The organism is Mesorhizobium sp. M1A.F.Ca.IN.020.04.1.1, assembly GCF_003997315.1.
Taxonomy (GTDB): domain Bacteria; phylum Pseudomonadota; class Alphaproteobacteria; order Rhizobiales; family Rhizobiaceae; genus Mesorhizobium.
The window spans coordinates 1-23,707 of record NZ_RZSN01000012.1 but is presented as its reverse complement, the minus strand read 5'-3'; the positions used below and the strand labels follow the sequence as shown (position 1 = coordinate 23,707).

Annotated in this window: 23 protein-coding genes and 1 pseudogene; 10 read left to right on the top strand and 14 right to left on the bottom strand. The window is 63.5% G+C overall.

Translation table 11 applies throughout. From position 1 onward, the window contains the following. Nucleotides 1–2: 2 nt before the first annotated feature. The 5 genes and pseudogenes from ugpC to EOA49_RS04715 all read left to right on the top strand — a co-directional run bounded on the left by ugpC (nt 3) and on the right by EOA49_RS04715 (nt 4,180). The gene (ugpC, locus tag EOA49_RS04740; RefSeq protein WP_127243077.1) at nt 3–1,070 is read left to right on the top strand and encodes a sn-glycerol-3-phosphate ABC transporter ATP-binding protein UgpC; all 1,068 of its coding nucleotides are present in this window, start codon (nt 3–5) and stop codon (nt 1,068–1,070) included. Nucleotides 1,071–1,201: 131 nt separating this feature from the next. Next, nucleotides 1,202–1,359 (top strand): annotated as a pseudogene (locus tag EOA49_RS33340) (sugar phosphate isomerase/epimerase); the annotation flags it as partial. A 102-nt stretch (nt 1,360–1,461) separates the two neighbouring features. Continuing rightward, nucleotides 1,462–1,947 (top strand): hypothetical protein, encoded by a 486-nt coding sequence (locus tag EOA49_RS04725; RefSeq protein WP_127239461.1) that lies wholly within the window; start codon nt 1,462–1,464, stop codon nt 1,945–1,947. A 199-nt stretch (nt 1,948–2,146) separates the two neighbouring features. Beyond that, on the top strand, nt 2,147–3,586 hold the full coding sequence (locus EOA49_RS04720; RefSeq protein ID WP_127239460.1) for an aldehyde dehydrogenase family protein: 1,440 nt from the start codon (nt 2,147–2,149) through the stop codon (nt 3,584–3,586). 12 nt (nt 3,587–3,598) lie between these two features. Beyond that, nucleotides 3,599–4,180 carry a DUF1349 domain-containing protein gene (locus tag EOA49_RS04715; RefSeq protein WP_127239459.1) on the top strand — a complete coding sequence of 194 codons (582 nt, stop codon included), beginning with the start codon at nt 3,599–3,601 and terminating at the stop codon, nt 4,178–4,180. Between the two features lie 85 nt (nt 4,181–4,265). On the opposite strand, the gene EOA49_RS04710 is transcribed toward EOA49_RS04715, so the two are convergent. The 4 genes from EOA49_RS04710 to EOA49_RS04695 all read right to left on the bottom strand — a co-directional run bounded on the left by EOA49_RS04710 (nt 4,266) and on the right by EOA49_RS04695 (nt 9,677). Continuing rightward, nucleotides 4,266–5,831, bottom strand: coding sequence for a glycosyltransferase (locus EOA49_RS04710; protein ID WP_127243076.1), 1,566 nt, complete (start codon nt 5,829–5,831; stop codon nt 4,266–4,268). Continuing rightward, nucleotides 5,828–7,999: a glycosyltransferase gene (locus EOA49_RS04705; RefSeq protein ID WP_127239457.1), complete on the bottom strand. Its 2,172-nt coding sequence runs from the start codon at nt 7,997–7,999 to the stop codon at nt 5,828–5,830. The genes EOA49_RS04710 and EOA49_RS04705 overlap by 4 nt, the downstream gene beginning before the upstream one ends. After that, nucleotides 7,996–8,646, bottom strand: a complete 651-nt coding sequence (locus EOA49_RS04700) for a bifunctional DNA primase/polymerase (RefSeq protein WP_127239456.1) — start codon at nt 8,644–8,646, stop codon at nt 7,996–7,998. The genes EOA49_RS04705 and EOA49_RS04700 overlap by 4 nt, the downstream gene beginning before the upstream one ends. Nucleotides 8,647–8,747: 101 nt before the next feature. Further along, nucleotides 8,748–9,677 (bottom strand): TIR domain-containing protein, encoded by a 930-nt coding sequence (locus tag EOA49_RS04695; protein ID WP_127239455.1) that lies wholly within the window; start codon nt 9,675–9,677, stop codon nt 8,748–8,750. 75 nt (nt 9,678–9,752) lie between these two features. Here EOA49_RS04695 and EOA49_RS04690 point away from each other — a divergent pair, with 75 nt between their 5' ends. Both EOA49_RS04690 and EOA49_RS04685 read left to right on the top strand, forming a co-directional pair. Then, complete coding sequence (locus EOA49_RS04690) at nt 9,753–9,986, top strand: hypothetical protein (RefSeq protein WP_127239454.1); 234 nt, start codon at nt 9,753–9,755, stop codon at nt 9,984–9,986. A 311-nt stretch (nt 9,987–10,297) separates the two neighbouring features. After that, nucleotides 10,298–11,581 (top strand): O-antigen ligase, encoded by a 1,284-nt coding sequence (locus tag EOA49_RS04685; RefSeq protein ID WP_127239453.1) that lies wholly within the window; start codon nt 10,298–10,300, stop codon nt 11,579–11,581. Between the two features lie 111 nt (nt 11,582–11,692). On the opposite strand, the gene EOA49_RS04680 is transcribed toward EOA49_RS04685, so the two are convergent. From EOA49_RS04680 to EOA49_RS04670, 3 genes are all read right to left on the bottom strand, one after another. Continuing rightward, nucleotides 11,693–12,787: an acyltransferase gene (locus EOA49_RS04680; protein ID WP_095799199.1), complete on the bottom strand. Its 1,095-nt coding sequence runs from the start codon at nt 12,785–12,787 to the stop codon at nt 11,693–11,695. Nucleotides 12,788–12,893: 106 nt separating this feature from the next. Continuing rightward, on the bottom strand, nt 12,894–14,081 hold the full coding sequence (locus EOA49_RS04675) for a polysaccharide biosynthesis/export family protein (RefSeq protein ID WP_127239471.1): 1,188 nt from the start codon (nt 14,079–14,081) through the stop codon (nt 12,894–12,896). A gap of 175 nt (nt 14,082–14,256) precedes the next feature. Then, nucleotides 14,257–14,934 (bottom strand): sugar transferase, encoded by a 678-nt coding sequence (locus tag EOA49_RS04670; protein ID WP_067003431.1) that lies wholly within the window; start codon nt 14,932–14,934, stop codon nt 14,257–14,259. A 606-nt stretch (nt 14,935–15,540) separates the two neighbouring features. On the opposite strand from EOA49_RS04670, the gene EOA49_RS04665 reads away from it, so the two are divergent. After that, on the top strand, nt 15,541–15,807 hold the full coding sequence (locus EOA49_RS04665; RefSeq protein WP_067003432.1) for an exopolysaccharide production repressor exox: 267 nt from the start codon (nt 15,541–15,543) through the stop codon (nt 15,805–15,807). A 4-nt stretch (nt 15,808–15,811) separates the two neighbouring features. Here the strand turns inward: EOA49_RS04665 and EOA49_RS04660 are convergent, their stop codons facing one another. The 7 genes from EOA49_RS04660 to EOA49_RS04630 all read right to left on the bottom strand — a co-directional run bounded on the left by EOA49_RS04660 (nt 15,812) and on the right by EOA49_RS04630 (nt 22,113). After that, complete coding sequence (locus tag EOA49_RS04660) at nt 15,812–17,677, bottom strand: ABC transporter ATP-binding protein (protein WP_127239452.1); 1,866 nt, start codon at nt 17,675–17,677, stop codon at nt 15,812–15,814. Between the two features lie 8 nt (nt 17,678–17,685). Continuing rightward, entirely contained in the window at nt 17,686–18,675 is a 990-nt protein-coding gene (locus tag EOA49_RS04655; protein ID WP_082953850.1) for a serine kinase, read from the bottom strand. Further along, the gene (locus EOA49_RS04650) at nt 18,672–20,591 is read right to left on the bottom strand and encodes a lasso peptide isopeptide bond-forming cyclase (protein WP_127239451.1); all 1,920 of its coding nucleotides are present in this window, start codon (nt 20,589–20,591) and stop codon (nt 18,672–18,674) included. Before EOA49_RS04650 ends, EOA49_RS04655 begins: the two co-directional genes overlap by 4 nt. A gap of 3 nt (nt 20,592–20,594) precedes the next feature. After that, on the bottom strand, nt 20,595–21,011 hold the full coding sequence (locus EOA49_RS04645; protein ID WP_095799205.1) for a lasso peptide biosynthesis B2 protein: 417 nt from the start codon (nt 21,009–21,011) through the stop codon (nt 20,595–20,597). Continuing rightward, nucleotides 20,995–21,297, bottom strand: coding sequence for a PqqD family protein (locus tag EOA49_RS04640; RefSeq protein ID WP_127239450.1), 303 nt, complete (start codon nt 21,295–21,297; stop codon nt 20,995–20,997). Before EOA49_RS04640 ends, EOA49_RS04645 begins: the two co-directional genes overlap by 17 nt. A 159-nt stretch (nt 21,298–21,456) precedes the next feature. Then, on the bottom strand, nt 21,457–21,609 hold the full coding sequence (locus EOA49_RS04635) for a lasso peptide (RefSeq protein ID WP_082953851.1): 153 nt from the start codon (nt 21,607–21,609) through the stop codon (nt 21,457–21,459). Nucleotides 21,610–21,900: 291 nt separating this feature from the next. After that, entirely contained in the window at nt 21,901–22,113 is a 213-nt protein-coding gene (locus tag EOA49_RS04630; protein ID WP_127215155.1) for a hypothetical protein, read from the bottom strand. On the opposite strand from EOA49_RS04630, the gene EOA49_RS04625 reads away from it, so the two are divergent. Continuing rightward, the gene (locus EOA49_RS04625; protein ID WP_127239449.1) at nt 22,112–23,269 is read left to right on the top strand and encodes a nucleotidyltransferase family protein; all 1,158 of its coding nucleotides are present in this window, start codon (nt 22,112–22,114) and stop codon (nt 23,267–23,269) included. The two genes, EOA49_RS04630 and EOA49_RS04625, sit on opposite strands and share 2 nt — an antisense overlap. Nucleotides 23,270–23,324: 55 nt before the next feature. Beyond that, on the top strand, nt 23,325–23,707 hold a 383-nt coding region (locus EOA49_RS04620), incomplete at its 3' end, for a glycosyltransferase (RefSeq protein ID WP_127243075.1).

Below are 23,707 nucleotides of genomic sequence, written 5' to 3'. Positions count from 1 at the left end.
CGATGGCTTCCGTCACCCTGCAACATGTCGAGAAGGACTATGGAGCGCTGCGCATCCTGCACGGCGTCGATCTCGAGATCGCCGACGGCGAGTTCGTCGTGCTGGTCGGCCCGTCCGGCTGTGGCAAGTCAACGCTGCTGCGCATGATCGCCGGCCTGGAGGAGGTCACCGGCGGCGAGATCCGAATCGGCGAGCGGCTGGTCAACGATGTGGCGCCGAAGGACCGCGACATCGCTATGGTGTTTCAGTCCTATGCGCTCTACCCGCATATGGACGTCTCCTCGAACATGGGCTTCAGCCTGATGCTGAAGAAGGCCGAGAAGACGACGATCGACAGCAGGGTGGGCGCCGCCGCCAAGCGCCTCGGTCTGGAGACGTTTCTCGGCCGCCTGCCGCGCCAGCTCTCCGGCGGTCAGCGCCAGCGCGTCGCCATGGGCCGCGCCATCGTGCGCGATCCCAAAGTCTTCCTGTTCGACGAGCCGCTGTCGAACCTCGACGCCAAGCTCCGCGTCCACATGCGCGCCGAGATCAAGGCGCTGCACCAGCAGCTGAAGACGACCTCGGTCTATGTCACGCACGACCAGGTCGAGGCGATGACCATGGCCGACCGCATCGTCGTCATGCATGACGGCTATGTGCAGCAGGTCGGCCATCCGCTGGAGCTCTACGATCGTCCCGCCAACACTTTCGTCGCCGGGTTCATCGGCTCGCCCGGCATGAATTTTTTGCCGGCAAAGGTCGCCAAGGGCGGCAAGGTCGATGCCGTGCTGGCCGACGGCCAGAAGCTGAGGCTGCCGGACGGATTGCCGCTGAAGGATGGCGATGCGCTGACCGTCGGGCTGCGGCCGGAACACATCCGGCTGGCCGACGACGGCCCGCTGAAAGGTCAGGTCGAGGTCGTCGAGCCGCTCGGCCTGTCGACGCAATTCTATGTCAGGCTGGCCAACCAGCAGATCTGCGTCTTCGTCATGGGCCGCAGCAATGTCAAACCGGGCGACGCGGTCCGCCTCGCCGCCGACCCAGCGGCGCTGCATCTGTTCGATCCGGCAAGCGGCGCTCGCATCGGATAGGTCAGCGCCGGCGGAAGGCGTCCAATGTGTAATCGGGCCGGTCAGGTCGCCTAGATCGGCCAATATCCCGGACAAGACCAGCGTCGTCGCCACGCCTGCACCGGCCCCGCCTGCGCTGTCGTGCCCGACGCGAATCCTTCTCCTCCGAGATCGTCGGCGAGAACCTCTTGAGGAAGACGGCGATCTGGCGCAATTGTGGACCGACAACATGGAATTGGCCCGCCATGCGCGCCGCTTCATCGACGTCGGCCTGGAGACCGCCCGGCGCAAGGCCGAACTCCACTCGGCCTCGGCAAGAGCCCTGACGCTTCGATACTGCCGCGAGGTGAATTGCGGTTTTCGGCAGCCGCGCTCTGCTAGACTCCCGTGATTCGTCTCGACAGGGAACGGCATGAGCAAGGCTCTCGGCGCATTCGCATTGGTCACGGTTCTGAGCGCCTTGCTGATGGCGCTGTCGCTGGCGGTCGCCAAGCACGGCTACCCTCAAGGCGCCTTCGGCGTTAAGCGCCTCGACGGCATTGCCGACGCGGGTTCGTTCCTGGCCATCGCCGCCATTTATTTCTTCAGCGCGCTGTTGATGATGATCCTGCCCATCCGCGCCGCCGGGGTTGTGCTTACGCATGCCGCCGACGCGATCTTCTGGGCAACGATCGTGCTGTTCGCCGCCATTGTCGGTTCGCTTCTCGCCCGATGGGCGCTCGGCCAGCGTGAGGTGCCTTGGACCCTTCTCAACTGGCGATTCCTGTTCGTCCCGGCGATCGTCGGCGCGCATCTCGCCATGAATGAGCTTCGCCGCAACATCCTGCTCAGAAGCCTGTTCTTCGTCATCTTCGCCGCGGTCACGCTCGCCTGCCTGTTATGGTCGTTCTCCGTCTGAAGGAGGCCGTCAGGCCTTTGTCGTGACATGGGGCGCGGACGAAGCCGGTGGACTTCCACCGCCGCGCGCCTACCTTTATCGAAAGCTTCTCGGGTAGACGTTTCCGCAGACCATGGCTATATCATTTGTCTGACAAATGACCGGCGCTTTGCCACGCCAGCCAATCTCGAAGAAACAAGCCAATCTCGAAGGAATGAAGATGACCGTGCTCCGCAAGAACCTGATCGACGGCGAGTGGCTGGGCGAGGCCGGCTCGCGCAACATCAACCCATCGAACACCAACGATGTGGTCGGCGAATACGCCTCGGCCGGGCCGGAGGAGGCCAAGCAGGCCATCGCGGCCGCCAAGGCGGCCTTCCCGGGCTGGTCGCGCTCCGGCCCCCTGGCACGCCATGCCGTGCTGAAGAAGACTTCCGACGAGATCATGGCACGCAAGGACGAGATCGGCCGGTCTCTCGCCCGTGAAGAAGGCAAGACCCTGGCCGAAGGCGTCGGCGAAACGATCCGCGCCGCGCAGATCTTCGACTTCTTCGCCGGCGAGACGCTGCGACTGTCGGGCGAGATGGTGCCGAGCGTCAGGCCCGGCGTCGGCGTCGAGATGACCCGCGAAGGCGTGGGCGTCGTCGGCATCATCACGCCGTGGAACTTCCCGATCGCCATTCCCGCCTGGAAGATTGCGCCGGCGCTGGCCTACGGCAACACCATCGTCTTCAAGCCGGCGGAACTGGTTCCCGAAAGCGCCTGGACCATCGTCGACATCCTGCATCGTGCCGGGCTGCCCAAGGGCGTGCTCAACCTCGTCATGGGCAAGGGCTCTGTCGTCGGCCAGGCAATGCTCGACAGCCCGGACGTCAACGCCATCTCCTTCACCGGCTCGGTCGGCACAGGCAAGCGTGTCGCCGCGGCGAGTGTGGAGCATATGCGCAAGTTCCAGCTCGAGATGGGCGGCAAGAACCCGCTCGTCGTGCTCGACGATGCGGACCTTGCGGTGGCCGTCGATTGCGCCGTCAACGGCGCCTATTTCTCGACCGGCCAGCGTTGCACCGCGTCCTCGCGCCTCATCGTCACCGCAGGCATCCACGACCGCTTCGTCGACGCCATGAAGGAGCGCCTGGACAAGCTGGTCATCGGCGACGCGCTGGACGCCAAGACCCAGATCGGCCCGGTCGTCGACCAGACCCAGCTCAAGCAGGATGAGGACTATATCGCCATCGGCCGCCAGGAAGGCGCCGAGCTCGCCTTCGGCGGCGAGCGGCTGGAGCGCGAGACTCCCGGCTTCTATCTCAGGCCGGCGCTGTTTACCGGCGCCACCAACGCCATGCGCATCTCGCGCGAAGAAATCTTCGGCCCGGTCGCCAATGTCATCCGCGTCAAGGATTATGATGAGGCGCTGACTGTGGCCAACGACACGCCGTTCGGCTTGACCTCCGGCATCTGCACGACAAGCCTGAAGCACGCGACGCATTTCAAGCGCAACTCCGAAGCCGGCATGGTAATGGTCAACCTGCCGACGGCGGGCGTCGACTTCCATGTGCCGTTCGGCGGCCGCAAGGGCTCGAGCTACGGCCCGCGCGAGCAGGGCCGCTACGCCGTGGAGTTCTACACCACTGTCAAGACGGCCTATACGTTCGCCGGCTGACGGGCAGGCGTCATGACGTCCGACTTCGCCGGAATGGCCTGGCTCAACCCGCCGCCGCACCATGTGTTCGGCGACGGGACGCTTCATGTCCGCACCGGCAAGGAGACGGATTTTTGGCGCGAGACCTTCTACGGCTTCCGCCGCGACAATGGCCATTTCCTCTATCGTCCCGTGGCGGGCGACTTCAGCGCCGAGGTCACCGTCAAGGGCGAATACAAGGCGCTCTACGATCAGGCCGGCCTGATGCTGCGGCTCAGCGAAACGCACTGGATCAAGGCCGGTATCGAATACACGGACGGCCTCGCCTATTTTTCCGTTGTCGTCACCAACGACGCCTCCGACTGGTCGCTGGTCAGCATTCCGACCGACCCCGACGGCGTACGGATTCGTCTGACCCGCCACGCCGAAGCCATTCGCGTTCAGTACCTCGAAGCCGCGGACGGCCGCTGGAAACCGGTGCGGCTGGCCCATTTCCCGGTCTCGCGGAGCGTCAACGTCGGCATGATGTGCTGCTCGCCGCAGCGCGAAGGCTTCGAGGTGATGTTCTCGGGCTTCAGCGTTGGCCCGCCAATCGCGAGAGAGTTGCACGATTGATGGTGGCGCGGCGCTGCCCGCGCGCACCTGCGACGCTGCCCTCCGCGGCCGGCCGTTTCTGGAAGGAAACTGGGAAAGACGGGCCTCACCAAGGGACGTGCTGTATCTCCAGCCGCGGCAGTCCGATCGGCCTGATGCCGAGATCGTTCGCCAGGGCACCGAAACCCTCGGTCTCGATCAGGTCGCGATAGGGGATCTCCGGAAAGCGAAGGCCGCCGCGATGCAAGGCGGCATCGACCAAGAGCATGGTGCCGCCGACACCGTCCAGGCCGATGCTGTCGAGGTGGCGGACATCGCTCATATGCAGCCTTGCATGGGTGTGCCGCGGAGGCTGATAGAGACCGTCGTGAACATGGCGGAAGTAGTTATGATCTCTGTTGTGCCGCACCGTGACGAAACTGTTGAGGTCGAAGCTGTCGCCGCCTGGGACTTTCACGCAGTGCGGCGCGACGATGCGGTGCCCCCTTGCAATCAGCCGGGTCACGACGTCCGCTGGAAAACGCCAGACATCGATGTCGATCCACAGCGCCCAGTCGTCCTCGTCTCTCAGCCCATGATCGATCAGATGGTTACGCACCTTGGCGATGCCGCTGCGCCTGAAGCGTTGCAGCTGCCGGTTCGCTCGCTTGTCGCGGTCAAGCTCGGTGCCGAGTTTTTTCCGCAGCAGCACGACATCGCGATAGTCCTTGCCCAGGGCCGCAGTGGCGCCTTGCAACCGCTCCCAGCTGCCATCTGAACTGTCGCCTTCGCAAAAGACGAGCTTCATCTTGTCTTTTGGGAAGTCGAGCTGCCGCAACGCGGCGAGGAATGGCTCTATGTGTTGGGCCGCATCGCGCAGCGGCACCAGCACGGCGAGGTTGGATCCCAATGGCGGCGGCGCCGCGACGGCCGCTTGGCTGACGCTTTGCCGGGCGGCTTGCTCATCGGAAACAGTCCCGCGCGTCAGGCGGTGCCGGGCCTGGTAGATCAACTTGCGCAGCCTATGCCGCAACCGGGCGGGCTTCTCCGGCGTCCACCATGTGCCCGCCCAGTGGTGGATCGACAACGTCATGCCGCCGCTGCCCGCCCGCTTTCCCGACGAATCGAGAGGCGAGTACAACTCGGCCGGATGGATCGCAAACGCCGTCTGGTCTGGATAGCCGAGTTGCGCGGAGGTAAGCACGCAAGGCCCGGTGGCGTCGATCGCCTGTTTTGCGCGGACGAGCCCGGGCAGGAACGACAGCAAATGAAGCCAGAACGGGTGCCCCGGCGGGCTGGCCATAGTCCCGTTGAACAGAAGGTAAGGCAATCCGCGAAAGTCCGCCTGCACGCGTGCGTGGGCGTCCGGCTCCGTGCAGAACACGATCCGATCCTCGCACAGGAGCGGATCGAACGGCGCCACGCATTCGCAATCGATATCGGCATAGACGCCGCCGAAATGGTGGAGAAGCAGATAGCGACCCGCGTCGGCGCGCAGAATGCCATATTCGTAGCTGCAAAAGGTCGGCAGGAAGCCGGGATAATGTGCGGCCACGAACTCAAGCAAAGTCCGATCGTTCCAGAACATCATCGTCCAGCCCGGATGATGCCGCTTCCAGCTCTCGACATAGCCTTGGAAACGGGCCGGGACGATGTCGGTCTTCCACGTCTGGTGCAGGATTTTCGGGATCATCCGCGGCTCACGGCTTGAACTTGGTCACAGTCGGCGTCGAGGGGCGTGCCATCCAGGCCCAGCCCCTGACCGACGGCATCGCGGATCGCTTGTGGTCCGAACCGCGACCACGCGGCGTCGTGGGCCCGGGCGCGAAGACTGGCCATGCGCGCATGGTCGGAACAAAGTCTGACCGCCATGTCGGCCAATCCCTCGTCGGTGTTCGACAGAAGCACCTCGTCGCCCTCGATCAGGTCGAGACCCTCGACTCCCAGCGGCGTTGCAATGACCGGGACCCCCCAGGCCAGTGCTTCGAGGATCTTGATGCGCGTGCCGCCGCCCATGGCAAGCGGGACGATGCTGAGATCGGCAACGGACAACAGAGGTCTGATATCGTTCGGATCCTCGACCAGACTGACCCCGTCCAGTCCTGCCAGGGCGCGAACGCGCGACTCGGGCGAACGGCCGGCAAGAACGAGCTTCGCGGTCGGCAACGTCTGGCGAATGCGGGGCAAGATCGTGCGGCCCAGCCGCTCGGCGGCGTCGACGTTCGGCTGATAGCTCAGATGCCCAACATAGAGAATGAGCGGAAACGCATCCGAGACGGCTCGCTGCAGCGGCAGTAGCCGCGGCAGCTCGTCCGCTCGCGGGATGCCGTTTGGCACGATGTGGACGGGGACTTGCGGCCGGACAAACGCCTCCAGCCGCTGACGGTCCCGTTGCGAGCACACCCAGATACGGTCGACGATGGCAGCCGCCTTTCTCTCAAGCGCCCTGAGGTCTGAGGAAAACGGCCGCCAACGCTTCTTGCGCGGCAACTGACCGGCGAGATCCGATTCGACATTGTGCATGTCCAGAACGAGTTGCCGGACAATCGGCCGCAACGGAGCGAGAAATCTGAACAGACCAACGCCTTCGACGACAATAGTATCCGGGCGAAAATCCGCCACGAGCGCCTTGAGCCGCGCCAGCGCCGGGAGCGGTATCCGGCTCTCGCCCTTGGCCCTCCAGCGGGCGAGCGAAGGCGCTCGCGGTTCGGACTTGTTGATGAGCTCGGTCACGCGAATGTCTGGCCCGGCAGGTTGGACGTCGCTGCTTCGCGGCAGGAGCGAGGCCAGGCAGACCGGGCCGAACGCGGCTGCCGCCATGGCGTTGCCGAAATTCCTGAGATCGGCGCCGGACCTCGGCGGAAACGGCGGGTCGTGGCATATGATCAGCGTGCGGCGCGAGGTCGCTGAATTGGGCATTGGCGACATCCTAGCCTCAGTCTCGGTCAGTCGCCCGATTCGGATCCTGGCCAGATATCGCATCGCCTTCCAACTGCGGCCCAGCTCCTTATGCGCTCGGACCGCGCGCATCATGCCGCCAGCATCGGCGAACTTGCGGTGCCTGATCAACTGTCGGGCGATCCGCTGAGCTATCCAGGCCTTCCGCCACTGCAACGCCTCCCGTTCGACCCCGACGGCAGCCAGCCCGTTCAGTTCCAGCGCTATGGCAAGGAAGGTCCTGCGCGGTGCCGTGATGAAGCGGCGCGCCATACGTTCCTCGTCATGGTGGTAGAGCAGCACCGGGGTCTCGACGGTAACCACGTCGGCACGGGCCAGCACGGCGGTCCAGTAGCAGGTGTCCTCATCGAGGCCGATCGTTTCCGGAAAGCGGAGGTTTGCGGTCGCCCAGTCGGCGACCAGCGCGCTTCCCATCGCGATTGGCCACACTTCGTTGCGAAGGTAGCGCCGCACATTCTCTCGCCGGTCCGGGACGTAGCCCTGCGGTGCCTTGAGCTTGTCCGGCCGGCCTTTTGTGCGCCGTATGCTGGCCCCGACGGCAAGGCCGGCGAGAGGCCGGCCTGCCAGCGCCGCGCTCAGCCGCGACAGGCTGCCGGGCATCACCTCGTCGTCGGCATCGAGAAAGAATATGGATGTGCCGCTTGCCCGCTCGAGTCCGACATTGCGTGCGGCGCCCGCTTTGCGCAGTCGAACGCTCACCACCTCCAGAGGCAAACCGTGACGTTGCGCGCTTTGCCTCGCCATCGCAGCTGTCTGGTCGTTCGACCCGTCGTCGATCACGAGAATCTCGCGGATGACCGCTCTGTCGGAAGCCAGACTGCCGAGTGCCGCTTCGATGGTTGCAGCCGCATTTCTTGCCGGGATAACGACGGTAATGTCAGCCGCCACAGGTGAGCCGCTCATTGCTGTTCGAAGAAGCCACGCTCGAGCAGGCGGTCATAGCAATGCTTGAGCACCGACACGGGGCGCAGCGAAAGACTGTCAAGATTGCCCACCACCTGAGGTTCGATGTCGAATGGCGACTGGCCTTCGATCCAGCTGTAGGAGGAGCCGTCCTTCAGCTCCGATGGGCAGCCCACGACATAACCGCCCAGCGCCTTCGCGTGACCCACCCGGCGCAAGCCGAAATGGAGGCTGGAAGAGACCACCGGTTCCCGCGTTCTTAGATAGACATGAAATCCGCTCGGCGATTTTGCTATTGGCGTGCCGTTCGCAATTGCCTTGTGACTGGACCGCCAGGCACGGTAGCCGGCGTCGTCATCGAAATCGAGGATCATCAGGTTCGCAAATCCGCCCAATATGCCGACATTGCCGGCAAAGTCGCCAAACCAGCGCGCGACGTCGCTGCGGCCCGGCGGCTTCTGCGCCAGTTGGAAGGTGATGGAGGTGAACGCCAGTTCCTTCAGGTCCTTGCGCAACGTCCGCAGGTGCAACGGATCATACTCCATGGCCGCGAGGTCGAGATGCTTGCCGCCGGCACGAAGCGGCAGGCAGATATAGCCGCGCTCGAACAGCCTTATGGTATAGTCGGTCAGTGCCCCAGCCTGCATCCGCCAAATGTTCCGGGATCGAGACGTTCCCGACAATCTGTTGAGCCGAACGGTCCGTTCGTCAAGCGCCGGCGCCTTCGCCGCGACTGCCAGCACTGTCGTCAGACATTCTTGATCGACTTCCAGTGACTTAGCCGTTCTGCGATCAACTCCACGCGCCGCTGATTGTCGTTCCCGTCCAGGATGATTAAGTCCTGCGGATCGGCGCGCAGATAGACGCCGGACGTTCGCGCATTCACCTCCGGATTCGTGTCCGAACGTGTCGTGAAATATCCGGACGCGCGCTCGGCGGATTCCAGCCGGATTTCGCCTGTCCCGTGCAGCTGCGGCGCGTTCGCGTCCAACGGCCGTTCCCCGTTCCAATAGTAGAAGATGCCCGAAGACTCTCCTTTCTCCTTCGACGCCTCGCTCCAGTATCTGGCCGACAGGCTGCCATTCTCTTGCCATGAGCGGCCGTTCAGCTCCAGCGCGCCGTTGCGGTCCCGCGAGATCCTCAGCAGACTGACCGCGGAAGGCTCCCTTGCTGTGCGCTCTGACAGGGAGAACTGCCACCAAAACCCCTCTATGCGGGCGACTCGCCCCTCATTTTCGATGGCATTTCGCAGTTTTTGATTGATTGCTCTGGTCTCCGCGGCGGTCGCTGCCTCGCCGTAGCGTACCGACGTCAGGCCGAGCAGATCGCTGGGAAGCTTGGCACCATTCGCGTGCAGGATGAAGGTCCGGCGCATGCCGAGAACCCCGCCGAACAGGCCGGCCTCGAAAACCACATTGTCTCGCGGAGAAGCCTGGGCGGGAATAGTGGTGGTCGATTCCGGCTGGCTCGCGCTCGTCCAGTCGTCCTGGGCGAACACGAAAGCGGCGAAGTCGACCTCGCGCGTCAGCTCCAGGAGACGCCCCAGCGTTGTCGTCCCGGGATTGAAGGATGTCGTCCAGGGTTCGACATTGGCAATATCTTCAAGGCCACGCTGCAGCGCCTGCAACAGCTTCTTCTGTTTTCCTGACGAGCCCAGGAAGATTCGCGGCTTGGCCATTCGTTTCTCTCCAGCGCAATAAGAGTCCTCACAGCGTAGGCGGTTGTCCTATCTCATTGCAACGACCGCATTACCATGACAGGCCTCCAGCTACACCTCCGCGCGGTTCTGGAAGAACTGCAGGAGAGCTCGCGCTCGGTGGTGATGTCGAGCTTTCGCCTCTCGGTCGTCAAGACTGCACCCCGATCAGGACAACACTTCAAGATTGCAAAGTCGGCGACGACGCCGGAGAATAAAGGCCAACGCTTCCTCCGCTCGGAAGAACGCGGCGGCCGCCTGGACATCTTGCTCGGGGACCTTCTCGCATGAGCAATCGAAATCGATTTTCGGAAAGGATTCATCCGCCAACGAGCAACAGGCCGCCCCATTCCGGCCTTTTCGCTGTGCAATATGCCTGTGATAACGCCTCTTTGCCCGTGGCAACATTTCCGGTTGAGCCACCGGCGATAGGGCGATAGATTATGCTGCAGTGCACAATGAACCCGGTAGGGCCGAACGTCGGCTCGTGCCGGCTATCAGACACTGAACCGCGCTAACTGTTGTTTACGCAATTCCCGACGAAAGACAGTCACACACTTTTCCTGGAATTGCTCCAAGGCTGAACGGACGAAAAATCCGGCATGAAGATTCCAAAATCCATTCTGCTCGATCCGGAGGCAAACAAGGCCTATGGCGCGTTTGCCGTCGCGGTTTCCGTTCTTGCCTTTGCCTATTCCAGCAATTTCGGTCAGGTCCTGATCCTCGCCTATTACGCGGTCTGGCTGCCGCTGTTCTTCGTCGACTACCGGCGTTTCACCTGGAAGCTCTCGAACGCTTGGCTGCCGATACTCTTCGCGACCTATGTCTGCCTGTCGGTCTTCTGGTCGCAGGCCGCCGGCATCAGCGCGCGTGCGGCGGTGCAATATTCCTCGCATATCGTCTGTGCCTATATCGCGGCCCGCACCATCAGCGTGCGGACGCTGGTCCTGGGATCGCTGATCGGGATATTCGTCGTCCTGCTCTACTCGCTGAAAGTCAACGCTTACGCGCTGGACATAATGGACGGCACTTTCAATTTCGTCGGCGCCTTCGCCTCCAAGAACCAGGTCGGGTTCTTCTCGTCGTTCGGCATCTTTTTGTCTTTCGTCTTCCTGATGTTTTACCGGCGCAACTGGCTGAGCTTCTTCTGGACCGCGCCGATCATCCTGATGTCGGCATACATGCTGGCAATCTCCCACTCGGCGACATCCGTCGCCTCGCTGCCGGCGGTGCTCGGCATCGTCATCTTGCTCACCATGAGCAGGGTCCTGTCGCGGCGCTACCGCCGCGTGCTGTTCGTGGTCGGCGGCGGCGCGTTGGTAGCCGGCGTGGTGGCCGCGCTGAACCTTGGCCTGCTGGACGTCGTGCTCGGCATCTTCGGCAAGGATTCGACGCTGACCGGCCGCACCTATCTCTGGCAGCAGGGCTGGGAGGCGGCGCAGCTGCACCCGCTGCTCGGCTACGGCTATGCCGCCTACTGGGTGCAAGGGTTCGCCGATCCGGAACGGTTGTGGGCCGAGTTCTACATCACGACCCGCACCGGCTTCCATTTCCACAACACCTATATCGAGACCCTGGTCGAGATCGGCTTCGTCGGCGTCACCATGCTGGCGCTGATCATCCTGCGCGCCTTCTACGGCCATATCTCGAAGGTGGTGTTCGGGGTCTGGAGCGCCGATTCGGTGGTGCTCGCCGGCGCCGTCGGGCTGATGCTGATCCGCTCCTTCTTCGAGGTCGAGATCCTCGGCCCTTACTTCATGGCCTCCTTCATCGTCTATTATGGCCTGTTCAAGCTGAACCCGCTGCCGGTTGCCCGGCGACGGCGGGTTGCCATTCCTGTCCAGGATGAAAAATCTGCCAGCGGCCACATGCCGGCGCCGGTCTGATCGCGGTTTTCGCCTAGTCCCCCGAAAGCGAGAACCGGTTTCGGGTCAAGGACATGCGTAAGAGCAAAACCTAAAAGAGCGCGGAGCAAATCTGAAAGATTGCGACGCGCTTTAGGCCACGGCTCGCGAGCGCTGCATTTGCCGCTGCAGGAAGCGGCGCACCGGCTCGTCATAGATGCGGGTGGCAATGTCGGCGATGACGATAACCGCAGCGGCCATGACGATGCCGAACCAGGGATGATGCGCGAACGGGTCGACCGACGCGGCCTTGCCGGCCCCGGCGATGATCATCAGCAGCGGCGTGTGGATGATGTAGATCGGGTAGGAGACCCGCCCCAGCCAGCCATAGAAGCTAGCCAGTCGCGGCGCGGTCGGCGCCACCGCGCCGGTCACCACCATGAGCGGGAAAACGACGGCGATAGAGGCGAGGTCGTAGGCGACACGCCCGGCAGCACCCGCAGGCGCGATGGCGAAGACGATCAGCGTAAGCAGGATCGCGGCCTCGACCCACCAGCCGCGCCGCAGAAAGCCGAGGCCATCCTGGTAGCGCGCCATCGACCGGCAGAGCAGCACGCCGAGGAAGAAGGAGAACCAGACGCGCGGCAGCCCGCTGATGATGGTCTTGCCGGTCATGCCGAAATCGAGCGTGCCGGCAAGTGCCGAGGCGACGATCAGCAGCACCAGGCTGACAGCCACCAGCACCGTCAGCACACGTTTCGACAGCAGGAAGAAGACGGCGGCATAGGCGATGTTGACGATCAGCTCGAAGAACAGCGACCACGAAGCGGGATTGAGCGGAAAGATCGTATGGTAGGCATCGCCGACCAGCGGAATGAAGAGCATGCCTGTCGTGAGCTGCGTGCCGATCTCCGACAACGGCATGTATTCCGTCGCAATCAGCCTGTTCTTGATCAGCAGATAGAAGCAGCCGAGCAACGTGCCGACGAGGTAGAGCGGGTAGAGGCGTATCAGGCGGATGGCCAGGAAGGTGCCGAAGCCCATGCCGTTCTCGATCTTGCGGTCGTAAGCGTGGGCGATGACGAAGCCGCTGAGCAGGAAGAACAGGTCTACCGCAAGATAGCTCGACGGCAGCACTTTGCCGTCGGCCAGAAAGGGCGAGAAGTGATAGAGCATCACGCTGATCGCCGCCACGCCGCGGATGGCGTCGAGGTTGAGGTAGACGTGACGCGGAGCGGCAGGCTGCATTCTATGCCTTCAAGCGGTCCAAACAGATTGCTCGCCCGCACCTTGGCGCGAACGAGCCTGACTTGTTCCTCCCGCGGACCGCGCTGAGCGAGGCCCGGGCGCCCGGCTACTGGCTGGCCATGGGTGGGCCGCCGGCACTCGGCGCCAGCTTCACCTTGATGACGTCGCCCGGCAGCACCGGCGTGTCTTCCTTGGCGTCGATCTCGCTGGTCTTGCCGTCGGCAACACGCACCAGCGAATACAGCAGGGCCGGTTCCTGGCCGCCTGTTATGGCAGCCGCCATTGCGGGATCCGAGGCCGCGGCGATCAGGCCCTTCTGCATGGCAGTCCTCAGCGTCGCCTCGTTCAGGTCGGCCTCGGCCTGCTGCCGGCTCGCGGCCAGGTTGGAATTGAGCGTGTTGCGGGCATCGATGGCGTCCTGATCAGCTTTGCTGATCGATTGCTTGGCGGTGAGGATGGCCGTCTCATAGTCCAGGATCTTGCCCTGCAAGTCCGCCACCGACTGTTTCGAATCGAGCAGTCGCGCATTGGCGACAAGGCCCTTCTGGGCCAGCGGACCGATGCTGGTGAGCTGCTGCTGCGCCAGATCCACTTGCTGCTGCTGGTTGGCGATTTTCTTCTGCAGCGATTCGATCTCGCCTTCGAGCACGCCTTTCAGGTCATCAAGCGCGTCCAGCTTCAGCTTCAGCGCCTTCTGGTCGGCCGTGAGGATCTGCATTTCGTCGGCAACGATGGCCTGCGTTCTCGGGTCGTCCACGGCCTCCTTCGGAATCTCGAAGCTCGTCTTGCCGGCAAGGTCTGCGTCGATGCGCGCACGCTTTATGATCAACCGCAGCCGCTGGTCGTCATAGATATCGAAACTGCCCTTGGCGGTGACCAGGTCCTTGCCGAGCTGAGGGCCGTAATCGGCGTTGCGCCGGATGCCGCCGGCGATGCTCACCGCCTTCAGTACCGTAAGGTCCGGCACGTAGGGGAACTGGCCAGGGTTCTGCACTTCGCCCGAAATGTAGAATGGCCGGAACTGCGCCATCTCGACCGAGGCTTCAGGCTTGTCGGGCAGTGCCAGCTTGCGCTGCAGCGCGAGACCGATCGCGGCAGCGATCTCCGAGGTCGTCTTGCCGGCCGCCTGCATCTCGCCGACGAACGGTACCGAGAGCGTGCCGGCGGGGCCGACCGAATAGTCGCCGTTGATGGATGACCAGTCGCGGAACGTGCCGTCGACCGTCTGCCACTCGGCGATGCGGATGTTGAGCTTGTCCTGCGGCCCGAGACGATAGTCTCCAGCCACCGCCATGGTGGGAATCGCAAGAGACAGGGCAAGCGCCACGGCCGCAAACCGGCTGGGCGCCTTGGAAAGGAGTCCGAGGGGGTGGTTTTTCAATGAACGTTTCCGATCCGCGTTAGCCCCATCCGCCCGATGAGATTACTGCCGGACGCCTGTCCCGAGATTGGCGGGACAGGCCTGGCGGTCAATAGCTGCCGCGCGCCATCCACACGGCAGGCACGGTTTTGACGATGATGCGAATGTCCTCGACCATCGACCAGTTCTCGACATAGTGGCGATCGAAGGCGACGCGCGTGTCGTAGGACACGTCGTTGCGCCCGCTCACCTGCCACAGCCCGGTGAGGCCCGGGCGCGACTTCAGATAATAGACTGCGGCGCTGCCGTAGATCTCGAGCTCGTCGCGTACGACAGGGCGGGGCCCGACCAGGCTCATGTCGCCCTGCAGGATGTTGATGATTTGCGGCAGCTCGTCGAGGCTGAGCTTCCGCAGCACCGCGCCGACACGCGTCACTCGCGGATCGTCCTTCAGCTTGCGCGTCGCCGCCCATTCGGCGGCGGCATCCGGATTGGCCGCCAGATGCGCGGCGAGCACCTTCTCGCCATCCTGCACCATGGTGCGGAATTTGAGGCAGGCGAAAATCCTTCCGCCGCGACCGATCCGCTTGTGGCCGTAGAAGATCGGGCCGCGGTCGGAAAGCTTGACCAGCAGGGCGACCATCAGAAAGAGCGGGCTGAGCAGGACCAGACCCGCCAGGGAACCGACGATATCGAAACTGCGTTTGAGCAGACCGCCGATGGGGGGTGGAAAATCAATGCCGGCCTGCGAAAAACCCGCATTAGCCGGCTTGGCGACGTCCCTCATGCAAAAGCTCCATACGTTGAACGGATGGTTTACGGCACGATACCAAAAAAATGCTGCAGCGCAACACACAATTTCCCATTCGCGTGAAATGTTCGCGTCATGAATTGACCAAATAATAAACCTGCCGTGCCCAAATTTTGGCCTTTGTGGCATGTTTATGACAACGTGAGAGTTTTTTTGGGAAATGTAGTACAGCTTTCGGGCTGATTTTGGGCGATGCATTCTTTGCTGCAGACGAACGGCGGTTGCAGGTCGTAAGAATCACTCGCTCAGGTAAGTTCATCGCATCAAATACTGCTTAATGTTTCGGATTCTACTGTCGAGGATTTCGCTATAGTGAATAGGTGGCGATGCAGGGGTGTGCGCCGCAGCATGGCAGAGTCAATGCCGCGAAACCCTTGGCTTCATGTGCATTTGGCCTTGCCGCAAAGGTCTCGCCTTAATAGAGTGGCAAACTGTTGCTGTCATAGTCTGGATGGGTCGGAAAGGCCGGAAGCAACCGGTCGGATTGGGCAGCCAGAAATAGCTCTCTGGCGAAACGGGGAGTTACGCGGGTGGGTAAGCCACAGCCTCTGCATGCGCGTGCCGGTTGACGGGCCGACGAGCATGTCTTTGCCAAAGTTCATCGTCGGGATGATATTCACGCTCGCTGTTGTAGTCGGCTGGTCCTGGCTCGACGGCGAATCGCTTGGCACCATCATCATGCGCGCCGTGATTTGCGCTGTCGTCATTCAGGTGGGGTACTTCGTTCTGGTGTTCGCCATGATCGCCAGGAGCGGGCCGATACCCGCCGACAAGGCGCGGCAGGCCGACCGTGGCATCAAGGTGCCCGATGGCGAAAAGCTAACCGCCCGGCGCGGCAGCCTCCGCTGATCTTTCAGCCGGCGCCCGGGGGCGGCGTATTGTCGGCCAATGTTGCGGTTTCCCGTTCGGCCCGTTCGCCGTAGAGCATCCTGGCCAGCCGGCTGCCCGACTTTGCTTTCAGCCGCTGATATTGCCCGACCTCGACGATGCGGCCGCCCTCGATGGCCACGACCCAGTCGGCAAAGGCGATCATCGACGGCCGATGCGCGATGGTGAGGATAGTCATCTTGCCGCGCAGTTCCTCGATCGATTGAGCGATCAGCGACTGATTCTGCCAGTCGAGCGCGCTCGTCGCCTCGTCGAGGATGAGCAGCGAGGGTTCGCGCAGCAGCGCCCGTGCCAGCGCGATGCGCTGACGTTCGCCGCCGGAAAGCCTGACGCCGCGATCGCCCACCACCGTTTCGAGCCTCCCGTCGAGCCGCTCGACGAAGTCGGCCGCATGAGCCTTGCGCAGCGCCGCCCACAGCTCCTCGTCGCCGGCCTGCGGCGCCGCCAGGCGCAGATTGGCGCCAATGGTGTCGTGCAACAGAAACACGTCCTGCGGCACATAGGCCACCTGGCCGCGCCAGGCCCTGCGGTTTTGCGCGGTGATCTCGTCACCGTCCGCCAGGATCTCGCCCTGGCTCGGCTCGAGCAGCCCAAGCAGCATGTCGGCGATCGTGCTCTTGCCCGAACCGGACGGGCCGATCAGCGCCGTCACCTCGCCGGCGGGAAGGCCGAAGCTAATGCCGCTCACCACCGGCCTTCCATCGCCGGCGCCATAGGCGAACGAGACGTCGCGGATATCGAGGCCCCTGTCGAGCGACAGCCTTGCGTTCTGCGCGGCATCGCCGGACTCCATCTCGCGCGCGGCATCGAAACGCGCCTGCAGGGCCTGCATGGCGGTGTAGGCCGGCAGGTTGATCAGCATCTGCTGCGCCTGCACCTGCATGTCCATGAAGCGGGGCGCGACCCGCATGAAGACCAGGAGCAACACGACGATTTCCGCAAGGGAGAGATGGAAGCGGACCAGCGCGATATAGATGAACAGGCTGAGCCCGATCACGCTCGCGACCTGGAACAGCGCGGTGCCGATGGTGCTGTTGCGGACATAGGCGACATTGTCCGCCTTCATCTTGTCCAGCGTCGCGCGGAGTTGCGCGAAATAGCTCGCCTCGACATTCAGGCTCTTGGCCGCCTTGATGCCGCCGAGGAACTCCGAGACCGTGCGGTATTGGTCCTGGCGGCTGCCGGTCAGCACGCGACCGTAGGCGGTGGCGCGCGCGCGAAAGGGCTGCAGCGCGATGAACAAGAGCACGCCGATCAGGATCGCGAAGCACGTCATCACCGGCGAGATGAACACCGACACCACGAGATAGCCGGCAAGCAGCAGCGCCGTCTGGGCGAGCATCAGCAGCGAGAAGGCTGCCGCCTGAACGCGGTCGATGTCGCCGGTCAGCGCGTGGTCGAGATCGGAGCTGCGCATGCGGGTGAAGACACCCCAGCGCGCCTTGCCGATGCTCTCGAACAGGTTCATGCGCACCCGGTTGACGAAGTCGTAGAGCAGCCGCGCCATGTAGAGCGACTTGAAGCGGTTGAACATAGCCTGCAGCGCCACCAGAGCGACGAGCAGGCAGAGCACCGTCGCCAGCGAGAGCGTCCCGCCCGGCACCAGCCAGCGCAAGGCGCCCGGTACGCGCACGGCGAAATCCTGGTCGGCACTGCCGATCAGATGCAAGAGCGGGATCAAAAGCAGGATCGAAAGGCCCTCGGTCAGACTCCCGAGCACCAGGAAAGCAAGCGCCGTCAGCGTGCGCTGTCCGCCGATATGCGCCATGACACCACCGAAGCCGGCCACGTCCCGCAAAAGTGTCAGGCGAAGTTTCGAGGACCACGCCATGCTGCTGCTCACTTTGCCCGCGCGCCGACGGCTAGATCGCGCTCGATCACGGCGACGGCCTCGTCGATCCGCTCCAGGCCTGCCGGCACTTCGAGCCGGCTGACGCCGATCCGGCCGGCCAGCTGCGCGCTTTGTTCGAGATGCGTGGACGCGAAATCGCCGACCAGCGCCTGCCGGCCGAACCGAGTGACATAGGAGAACTTGATGATCGCCGGCAGGGCGGCGGTGCCCTTTAGCGGCGTGATCGCCGCCTGCCCGTCGCGCTCCAGCACATAGATCCGGGCCGCCGGCACGGCTTCGCCGGAGAATCCATCTCGCAGCCGATGCTGCGCCTTCTCGATCTGCGGATGCACCTGCGGCCGCACCTCCGCTCGGCCGATCCTGATGGCGTTCGCGGCATCCGCTGCAAGCTTGAGCTGCGGAAAGCCGGGCAGGATCATCGGCCGTGAAGGATCGGACAGGTCCAGCGCCACGACATCGTCGGTAAGCAGCAGATGACCGGCGCGGATCATCGCGCCCGCCGTGGTCGACTTGCCGGCACCCTTGTCGCCCATGAAGATCACGCTTTGCCCGCCAACGGCGATCGCGCTGGCGTGGAGGACGAGCAGGCCACGCTGATGCAGCGTGAGCGCCAGCACCGGACCCAAAAGTGGGAAGGCAAGCAGCGGATCGTCGACGCCCGGCGCCGGATCGACATCGATCCGGGAGGCATCGCTGATCAGGAAAGTGCCGACGGCTTGCCAGGACAGGTACTGGCGTGTCGGCTCGAAGCGAAAGACCGCGGCGTTCGCCAATGCAGCCTCCGGAAAATCGATCGGCCCAACAGCGATCTCGATGTCCGGTGTTGCCGGCGCGGTCGGTTCCAGTTCCGGCAAAGCCACCTCCGACCCGATCGTCAGGCCGTACGCCTTGTAGAACCGACGGGCACGCCCGTTTCGAGGGGCCGCTTCGATGGCGGAGCCGGGCCTCGCGGCAAGAGAAGCGGCTGGAGAGTTCATGCAGGGCTTCCATGCTGTTGGACCTGCCGCAGCCATAGCGACAGTGAGGCCGAACGCCAGATATGCTGGACGTCGGGCAGCGTCGCCTGCTCGGGCCGCTGCAGCATGCGCGCATAGACCGCGTTCACCTCGGGCAGATTGACATAAGGCGCGATCAAGTCGTTGTCCGACACCAGCAGCCGGTCCAGGAGATCGCGATGGTTGACGATCATGCCTTTGACCAGGTTGGCGGTGAAATCGATCTTGTCGCGCCGCCACTGCACCGCCGGCGGCAGCACGCCTTCCATCGCCCGGCGCAGCACATGGCGGCCGAAGCCGTTGCGCAGCTTTTCCTCGCCCGGCAGTGCCAGGCAGAATTCGACCAGCGGCTTGTCCCAGAACGGATAGCGCGGTTCGATGGCGAAGTTGGCGGCGGCCTTGTCGAGAACCTCGAAAGCATGGGGCACCAGCCCGGTGGACAGAAGCCAGCGATGGGTGAGCGCTTCGCTGGTGCTGACATAGGCGGGCATATAGGCCGCGCAATGGAAACGTTCGGCGAGATCGGTACGCCTGGCAAGCTCCGGATTGACCAGTCCTGCCCACGCCGCGCGCGGTGCATCGAAGCGTCTGCGCCGCAGTTTTCCGAGAAGGCGCCTGGCCTTCGCCCTCATCCTGGCAATCCGCCAGGCCGGCCCGTAGGCGGCGAGGAACTTGAAGTAAAGAGGCAGCATCCCGTCGCCATAGGTGTTGGCGGCACTGTGCAGCTCGCGCCACAGCTCCAGCCACCTGCCGCGATGGGCGAGCTCATGCAGATGCCCATGACCTTGCGATACGACCTCGTCACCGCCGTGGCCGTCGAGAAGCACTGTGACGCCCTTGGCGCTCGCGGTGCGATAGACGCTGCGGGTCAAGGACAGACCGGGCGCCAGGAAGGTCCCTTCCTGTTCCTCCAGAATGCGATCAAACTCGGCGAAGGGCGCATAGTCGCCGACCGCGATCAGCGTGCCGTCGAGCCCATATTGCTCCAGCACTGCATCGATGAAGGGCCGCTCGTCCATCGAAGACCCCCTCTCGAACACCAGCGAGAAAGTTTTGAGCTTCGGCTTCTGCGTCGCCGCAGCTTGAAGTCCGGCCATGCAGGCGATCGAGGACGAATCGAGCCCACCACTCAGCATGGCACCGACGGACGGAGTGCCCCGCATCCGGTTTTCAACCGATCGCGCGAAAAGATGCAGGAACTCGTCCGCCGCATCCGAACGCGGCGGCCTTTGTGACGGCTCAACCTCCCAGTAGCGGCTCAGCACGACCTGATTGTTGGTCACCGTCATGCTGTGCCGAGCGGGCAAGCGAAAGATCTCGGCATAGAGCGTGGATTGTGGATCGTCCGGCAGGCCGGCGAGAAAGCCGGAAATCTGATGCTCGCTGAGAGCCCTGCCGACACCATCCAGCGCCAGAAGTGGGCCGATCTCCGAGGCGAAGGCAAAGCGCCTGTCGGCGCAGTGGTAGTAGAAAGGTTTGACGCCGAAATGGTCGCGCGCGCAAAACAGCGCCCGGCGCTCGGCGTCCCAGACCGCGAAGGCGAAATCGCCTTGCAGGTAGGTCGGACAGGCCTCGCCCCATTTGAGATAGGCGTGCATCAGCAGTATGGCGTCGGCGGCCGATCGGTCGCGCACACCGAGCCGCGCCAGAAGCTCCTCGCGGTTGTCCAGCCGGCAATCGGCCGTAATGGCGAGCTTGCCGCCGGCCATTGTCAGCGGCCCAGGGCCCTGCTCGCCGGTCGTGTTGAGCCAGGCATGACCTAGTGCTGCGTGTCTGTCCGTCCACCATGAGCTGCCGTCGCGCGCCCGGTGGCGCATGCGCGCCAGCATCTGCTGGATGTCGGCCGCCGCCGCTGGGCTGCCATCCTGTCTGAGCAGAATTCCGGCGACGCCGCTCATCGCCTAGTGTCCGTGATCGACAAGATGGGCAAAGCCGTTGATGGAGCCGCCAAGCACGATGTGGTCGCCGCTGATCAGCCAGGCATGCGCCTTGAGATCGGCGCCGGGGTCGCGCGCGATGCCGATGCTGATCGTGGAGGCCTTGCCCTGGCGGGCAAGCAGATACTGTCCGGCGAGCGCCTGGGTAAGGCAGCTGGCGCCCGGCACGTATCGCGCAGCAGCGGCAACGCCCCATGCGACGCGCCGCAGATCGGCGATGGCAGCGTCATTCCTCGCTTCCAGTTGAGTCACCAGAGCGCGCATGCGATTATAGGACGAAAGCGTAAGCCCCAGCCGCACGAGGCTGACCACTGCCAGGCAGCGCGCCAGAAACAGCGCCTCCGGCCCGCTAAGCGAGAGGACCCTAGGCCAGTTCCTCATGGTGGAACCTCGCAAGCCCGGCTTCGATCAGTCCCTTGAGCAAGCCCTCGACATCGGCCTTGCAGCGTTCTGTATCGACATCATAGCGGGTGAGCACCGCGCTTGTTATGTCGGGGATCGGTCGTGGCTCCTGGATCAGCTCCCAAATGTAGGCGCCGACGCCGTTCAGGCTGTAGTAGATGTTGGATTTGAGATGGAGCAGCGCCAGTCCGTTGCCGAATTCACAAGCCACGGCATCGCCGCTCGCGACCACGCGGTCATGGTTGTTCGATGGGTTCCAGTGCATCCTAAAACCTCATTGTTGAACGCTTGCGTGACCTCGACCGGGATCGGTTGCCTGCGATCCTCAGGGAGCCCAGGTAGCCCGGGCAGGAGGCCCCGGCTCAGTGTTCGAAGAAAGGGAACGCCCGGAGCCCCAACTGTGACAACTCCGGGCGCTACAAGCTCAGGAGAAGGTGAGCTCACCGACCGGTGTGTGCGCGGGAAATGCCGCGTCGAGCGCCGTGGTCCCGGAGGCACCCTGCGTGATCGTTTCGATCGAACCGTGAACCGTCAGGCTTGGGGTCTCGTACTCTTGCTTTTCAACATTCTGTTCCATTCTATTCTCCAATTAAGACTGGAAGCGGCGTCAGAATGCCGCCAGCATATTGCTATGCTGCATTGCAATTGCTGCACGGCAACATTTATGAGTCAAGCCTGATTTACCAGGCAGTAATCAATTCTTGGTTGCGCAGGCCCGCGTCAGTTGATGACACCGCCGGCTTTTGCATCTCGGGCGAACACCACTCGAACGTTCAACATCGCCTTTTGCCGTCTAAGTAAGCATATGATTTGATTGAGGTAAGTTCGTAAGCTTAAGTGGCTATGTGGGAATTGCGAAGAAAACACTTCAGAAAATAGCAGATTGCCGGCTCACTTCGCCGCCGCCGGATTTGTCTTCAAAAGTGATCGGCGATGAGCGAATATGAACGCTCAGGTTGCAGGCGCGAGGCGGCTTGGGAAGGCGCTGGATGGCGCTCCTGATTTTTTGGCGATGCTTTTCTTCGCAGTTGCGGTATAAACGCCGCCGCGGGCGGTTTTGCGGAGAGACGACAACGGGCATGGCCGTGCAGGACGCTTCTTACAACAGGCTGCGCGCGGCCGGCAGTGCCGACGAAGTCGCCTATGTGCAGGCCTGTCTGCGGCCGTTCTTCAATCCAACAGCGCGAGCAGTCGACCATGGCGGTATGCCGGCTCCGGCAATCTGCGTGGCCGACGTTACCGACATTGCGAGGTTGAACAAGGTCGCGGTCTTTTTGCTCAAGGCTCTCTCGCATGGGGCCACCGGCGCGACGCCTCCCGAATTGCTCGCATGGCTCGATGGTTATCGCCGGCGTACCATGTCGATGAATGCCGCCTGCATCGGCGATTCGATCGCCATCCATCAGGTGTTGCAGGACAGGCAGATCGACTTCGTCTTCCTGAAGGGACCGCTCCAGCAGCAACTGCTCTACGGCGACCATTTCATGAAGCCGTCCGGCGACGTCGATATTCTGGTTTGCCCGTCCGGCTTCGCTGCCGCCCGCGAGGCCCTTCGCTCGGCCGGCTACGAGGTCGCCGGCAAGTCCCGGTCCGTCTGGTGGGTGCGTTTCCTCGGCGAGCAGCACATGGTCCGCGACGATGGCGTGCGGGCCGCAACGGTCGATCTCCATTATCGGCTGCAGCAGCCGGGCTCGCCGAGCCCGCGCGACATCGACGGCTTCCTGCGCCGCAAGCGCGAGGTCAAGGTTGCGGGCGCCTCCATGCCCCTGATATCGGCGTCCGACACGTTGCTCTTGTCCTGCATCAGCGTCGCCAAAGCCTTCTTCAACCGCGAGCCCTGCGCCGGCTATGTCTGCGACGTCAGAGCCGCGGCCGGCCGGCTGAACGAAGCCGAGCAGCAGAAACTGCTCGACCATGCCGCTGAGCAGGGCCTCGCCGACACGCTGCTACTTGCTTTGCGCGCGGCCGATGTTCTGCTTGGCGGTACTGGCACGCTGCTTTCGGACCGCGCCACCCGGATCCTGGCGCGCATCGACAATGCCGACCTCTTCCACATGGTGATCGCGCCCTGGCTTTCCTCGTTGCGCTGGCCGCAACGGCGGACGGTGCTGTGGGAGCTCTGCGGTCGCGAGCCGGTGCGCTATCTGGCGGAGGCCGGCTGGGCGGCTTCCGCCGATCTCAGCCGGCGGATCTTCGAGCGGCCGGCCGCGGCCGCGCCGGTGCGGGGCAACGCATGAAGATCGGTTTTGCATTCATAGGCGGGCTGTCACTCACGCAATCGAAAGGTGAATCATGGCCGTGACGACCCCAAGGGTCTGCGTCATCATCGCCGCCCGCAACGCGGCGCGGACCATACCGGTCGCCATCGCTTCGGCTCTGCGCGAGCCGGAGGTGGCGGAAGTCGTCGTGGTCGACGACGCCTCCACCGACGACACACAGAACGTGGCGCGCGCCGCCGATGACGGCAGCGGCCGGCTCAAGGTGATGCGTCTCGACGTCAACCGGGGGCCGTCCTTTGCGCGCAACGCCGCCATCAAAGCCTCCGTTTCGCCTTTCATCAGCATCCTCGACGCCGACGATTTCTTCCTCGAAGGGCGTTTCCGCCGGCTGTTTGCCAGCCCCGACTGGGATTTCGCGGCGGACAACATCATGCTGATCAGGGACGATGCCGCGAC

Excerpts from the sequence above, each read along its gene's own strand:
- EOA49_RS04725 (WP_127239461.1), top strand. The coding sequence starts at position 1,462 with ATGAGCAAGGCTCTCGGCGCATTCGCATTGGTCACGGTTCTGAGCGCC.
- EOA49_RS04710 (WP_127243076.1), bottom strand. The coding sequence starts at position 5,831 with ATGATCCCGAAAATCCTGCACCAGACGTGGAAGACCGACATCGTCCCG.
- ugpC (WP_127243077.1), top strand. The coding sequence starts at position 3 with ATGGCTTCCGTCACCCTGCAACATGTCGAGAAGGACTATGGAGCGCTG.
- EOA49_RS04625 (WP_127239449.1), top strand. The coding sequence starts at position 22,112 with ATGGCCGTGCAGGACGCTTCTTACAACAGGCTGCGCGCGGCCGGCAGT.
- EOA49_RS04690 (WP_127239454.1), top strand. The coding sequence starts at position 9,753 with ATGACAGGCCTCCAGCTACACCTCCGCGCGGTTCTGGAAGAACTGCAG.
- EOA49_RS04640 (WP_127239450.1), bottom strand. The coding sequence starts at position 21,297 with ATGCACTGGAACCCATCGAACAACCATGACCGCGTGGTCGCGAGCGGC.
- EOA49_RS04660 (WP_127239452.1), bottom strand. The coding sequence starts at position 17,677 with ATGGCGTGGTCCTCGAAACTTCGCCTGACACTTTTGCGGGACGTGGCC.
- EOA49_RS04695 (WP_127239455.1), bottom strand. The coding sequence starts at position 9,677 with ATGGCCAAGCCGCGAATCTTCCTGGGCTCGTCAGGAAAACAGAAGAAG.
- EOA49_RS04700 (WP_127239456.1), bottom strand. The coding sequence starts at position 8,646 with ATGCAGGCTGGGGCACTGACCGACTATACCATAAGGCTGTTCGAGCGC.
- EOA49_RS04650 (WP_127239451.1), bottom strand. The coding sequence starts at position 20,591 with ATGAGCGGCGTCGCCGGAATTCTGCTCAGACAGGATGGCAGCCCAGCG.
- EOA49_RS04645 (WP_095799205.1), bottom strand. The coding sequence starts at position 21,011 with ATGAGGAACTGGCCTAGGGTCCTCTCGCTTAGCGGGCCGGAGGCGCTG.
- EOA49_RS04665 (WP_067003432.1), top strand. The coding sequence starts at position 15,541 with ATGTCTTTGCCAAAGTTCATCGTCGGGATGATATTCACGCTCGCTGTT.
- EOA49_RS04655 (WP_082953850.1), bottom strand. The coding sequence starts at position 18,675 with ATGAACTCTCCAGCCGCTTCTCTTGCCGCGAGGCCCGGCTCCGCCATC.
- EOA49_RS04685 (WP_127239453.1), top strand. The coding sequence starts at position 10,298 with ATGAAGATTCCAAAATCCATTCTGCTCGATCCGGAGGCAAACAAGGCC.
- EOA49_RS04715 (WP_127239459.1), top strand. The coding sequence starts at position 3,599 with ATGACGTCCGACTTCGCCGGAATGGCCTGGCTCAACCCGCCGCCGCAC.
- EOA49_RS04720 (WP_127239460.1), top strand. The coding sequence starts at position 2,147 with ATGACCGTGCTCCGCAAGAACCTGATCGACGGCGAGTGGCTGGGCGAG.
- EOA49_RS04630 (WP_127215155.1), bottom strand. The coding sequence starts at position 22,113 with ATGCCCGTTGTCGTCTCTCCGCAAAACCGCCCGCGGCGGCGTTTATAC.
- EOA49_RS04705 (WP_127239457.1), bottom strand. The coding sequence starts at position 7,999 with ATGAGCGGCTCACCTGTGGCGGCTGACATTACCGTCGTTATCCCGGCA.
- EOA49_RS04635 (WP_082953851.1), bottom strand. The coding sequence starts at position 21,609 with ATGGAACAGAATGTTGAAAAGCAAGAGTACGAGACCCCAAGCCTGACG.
- EOA49_RS04670 (WP_067003431.1), bottom strand. The coding sequence starts at position 14,934 with ATGAGGGACGTCGCCAAGCCGGCTAATGCGGGTTTTTCGCAGGCCGGC.
- EOA49_RS04675 (WP_127239471.1), bottom strand. The coding sequence starts at position 14,081 with ATGGCGGTGGCTGGAGACTATCGTCTCGGGCCGCAGGACAAGCTCAAC.
- EOA49_RS04680 (WP_095799199.1), bottom strand. The coding sequence starts at position 12,787 with ATGCAGCCTGCCGCTCCGCGTCACGTCTACCTCAACCTCGACGCCATC.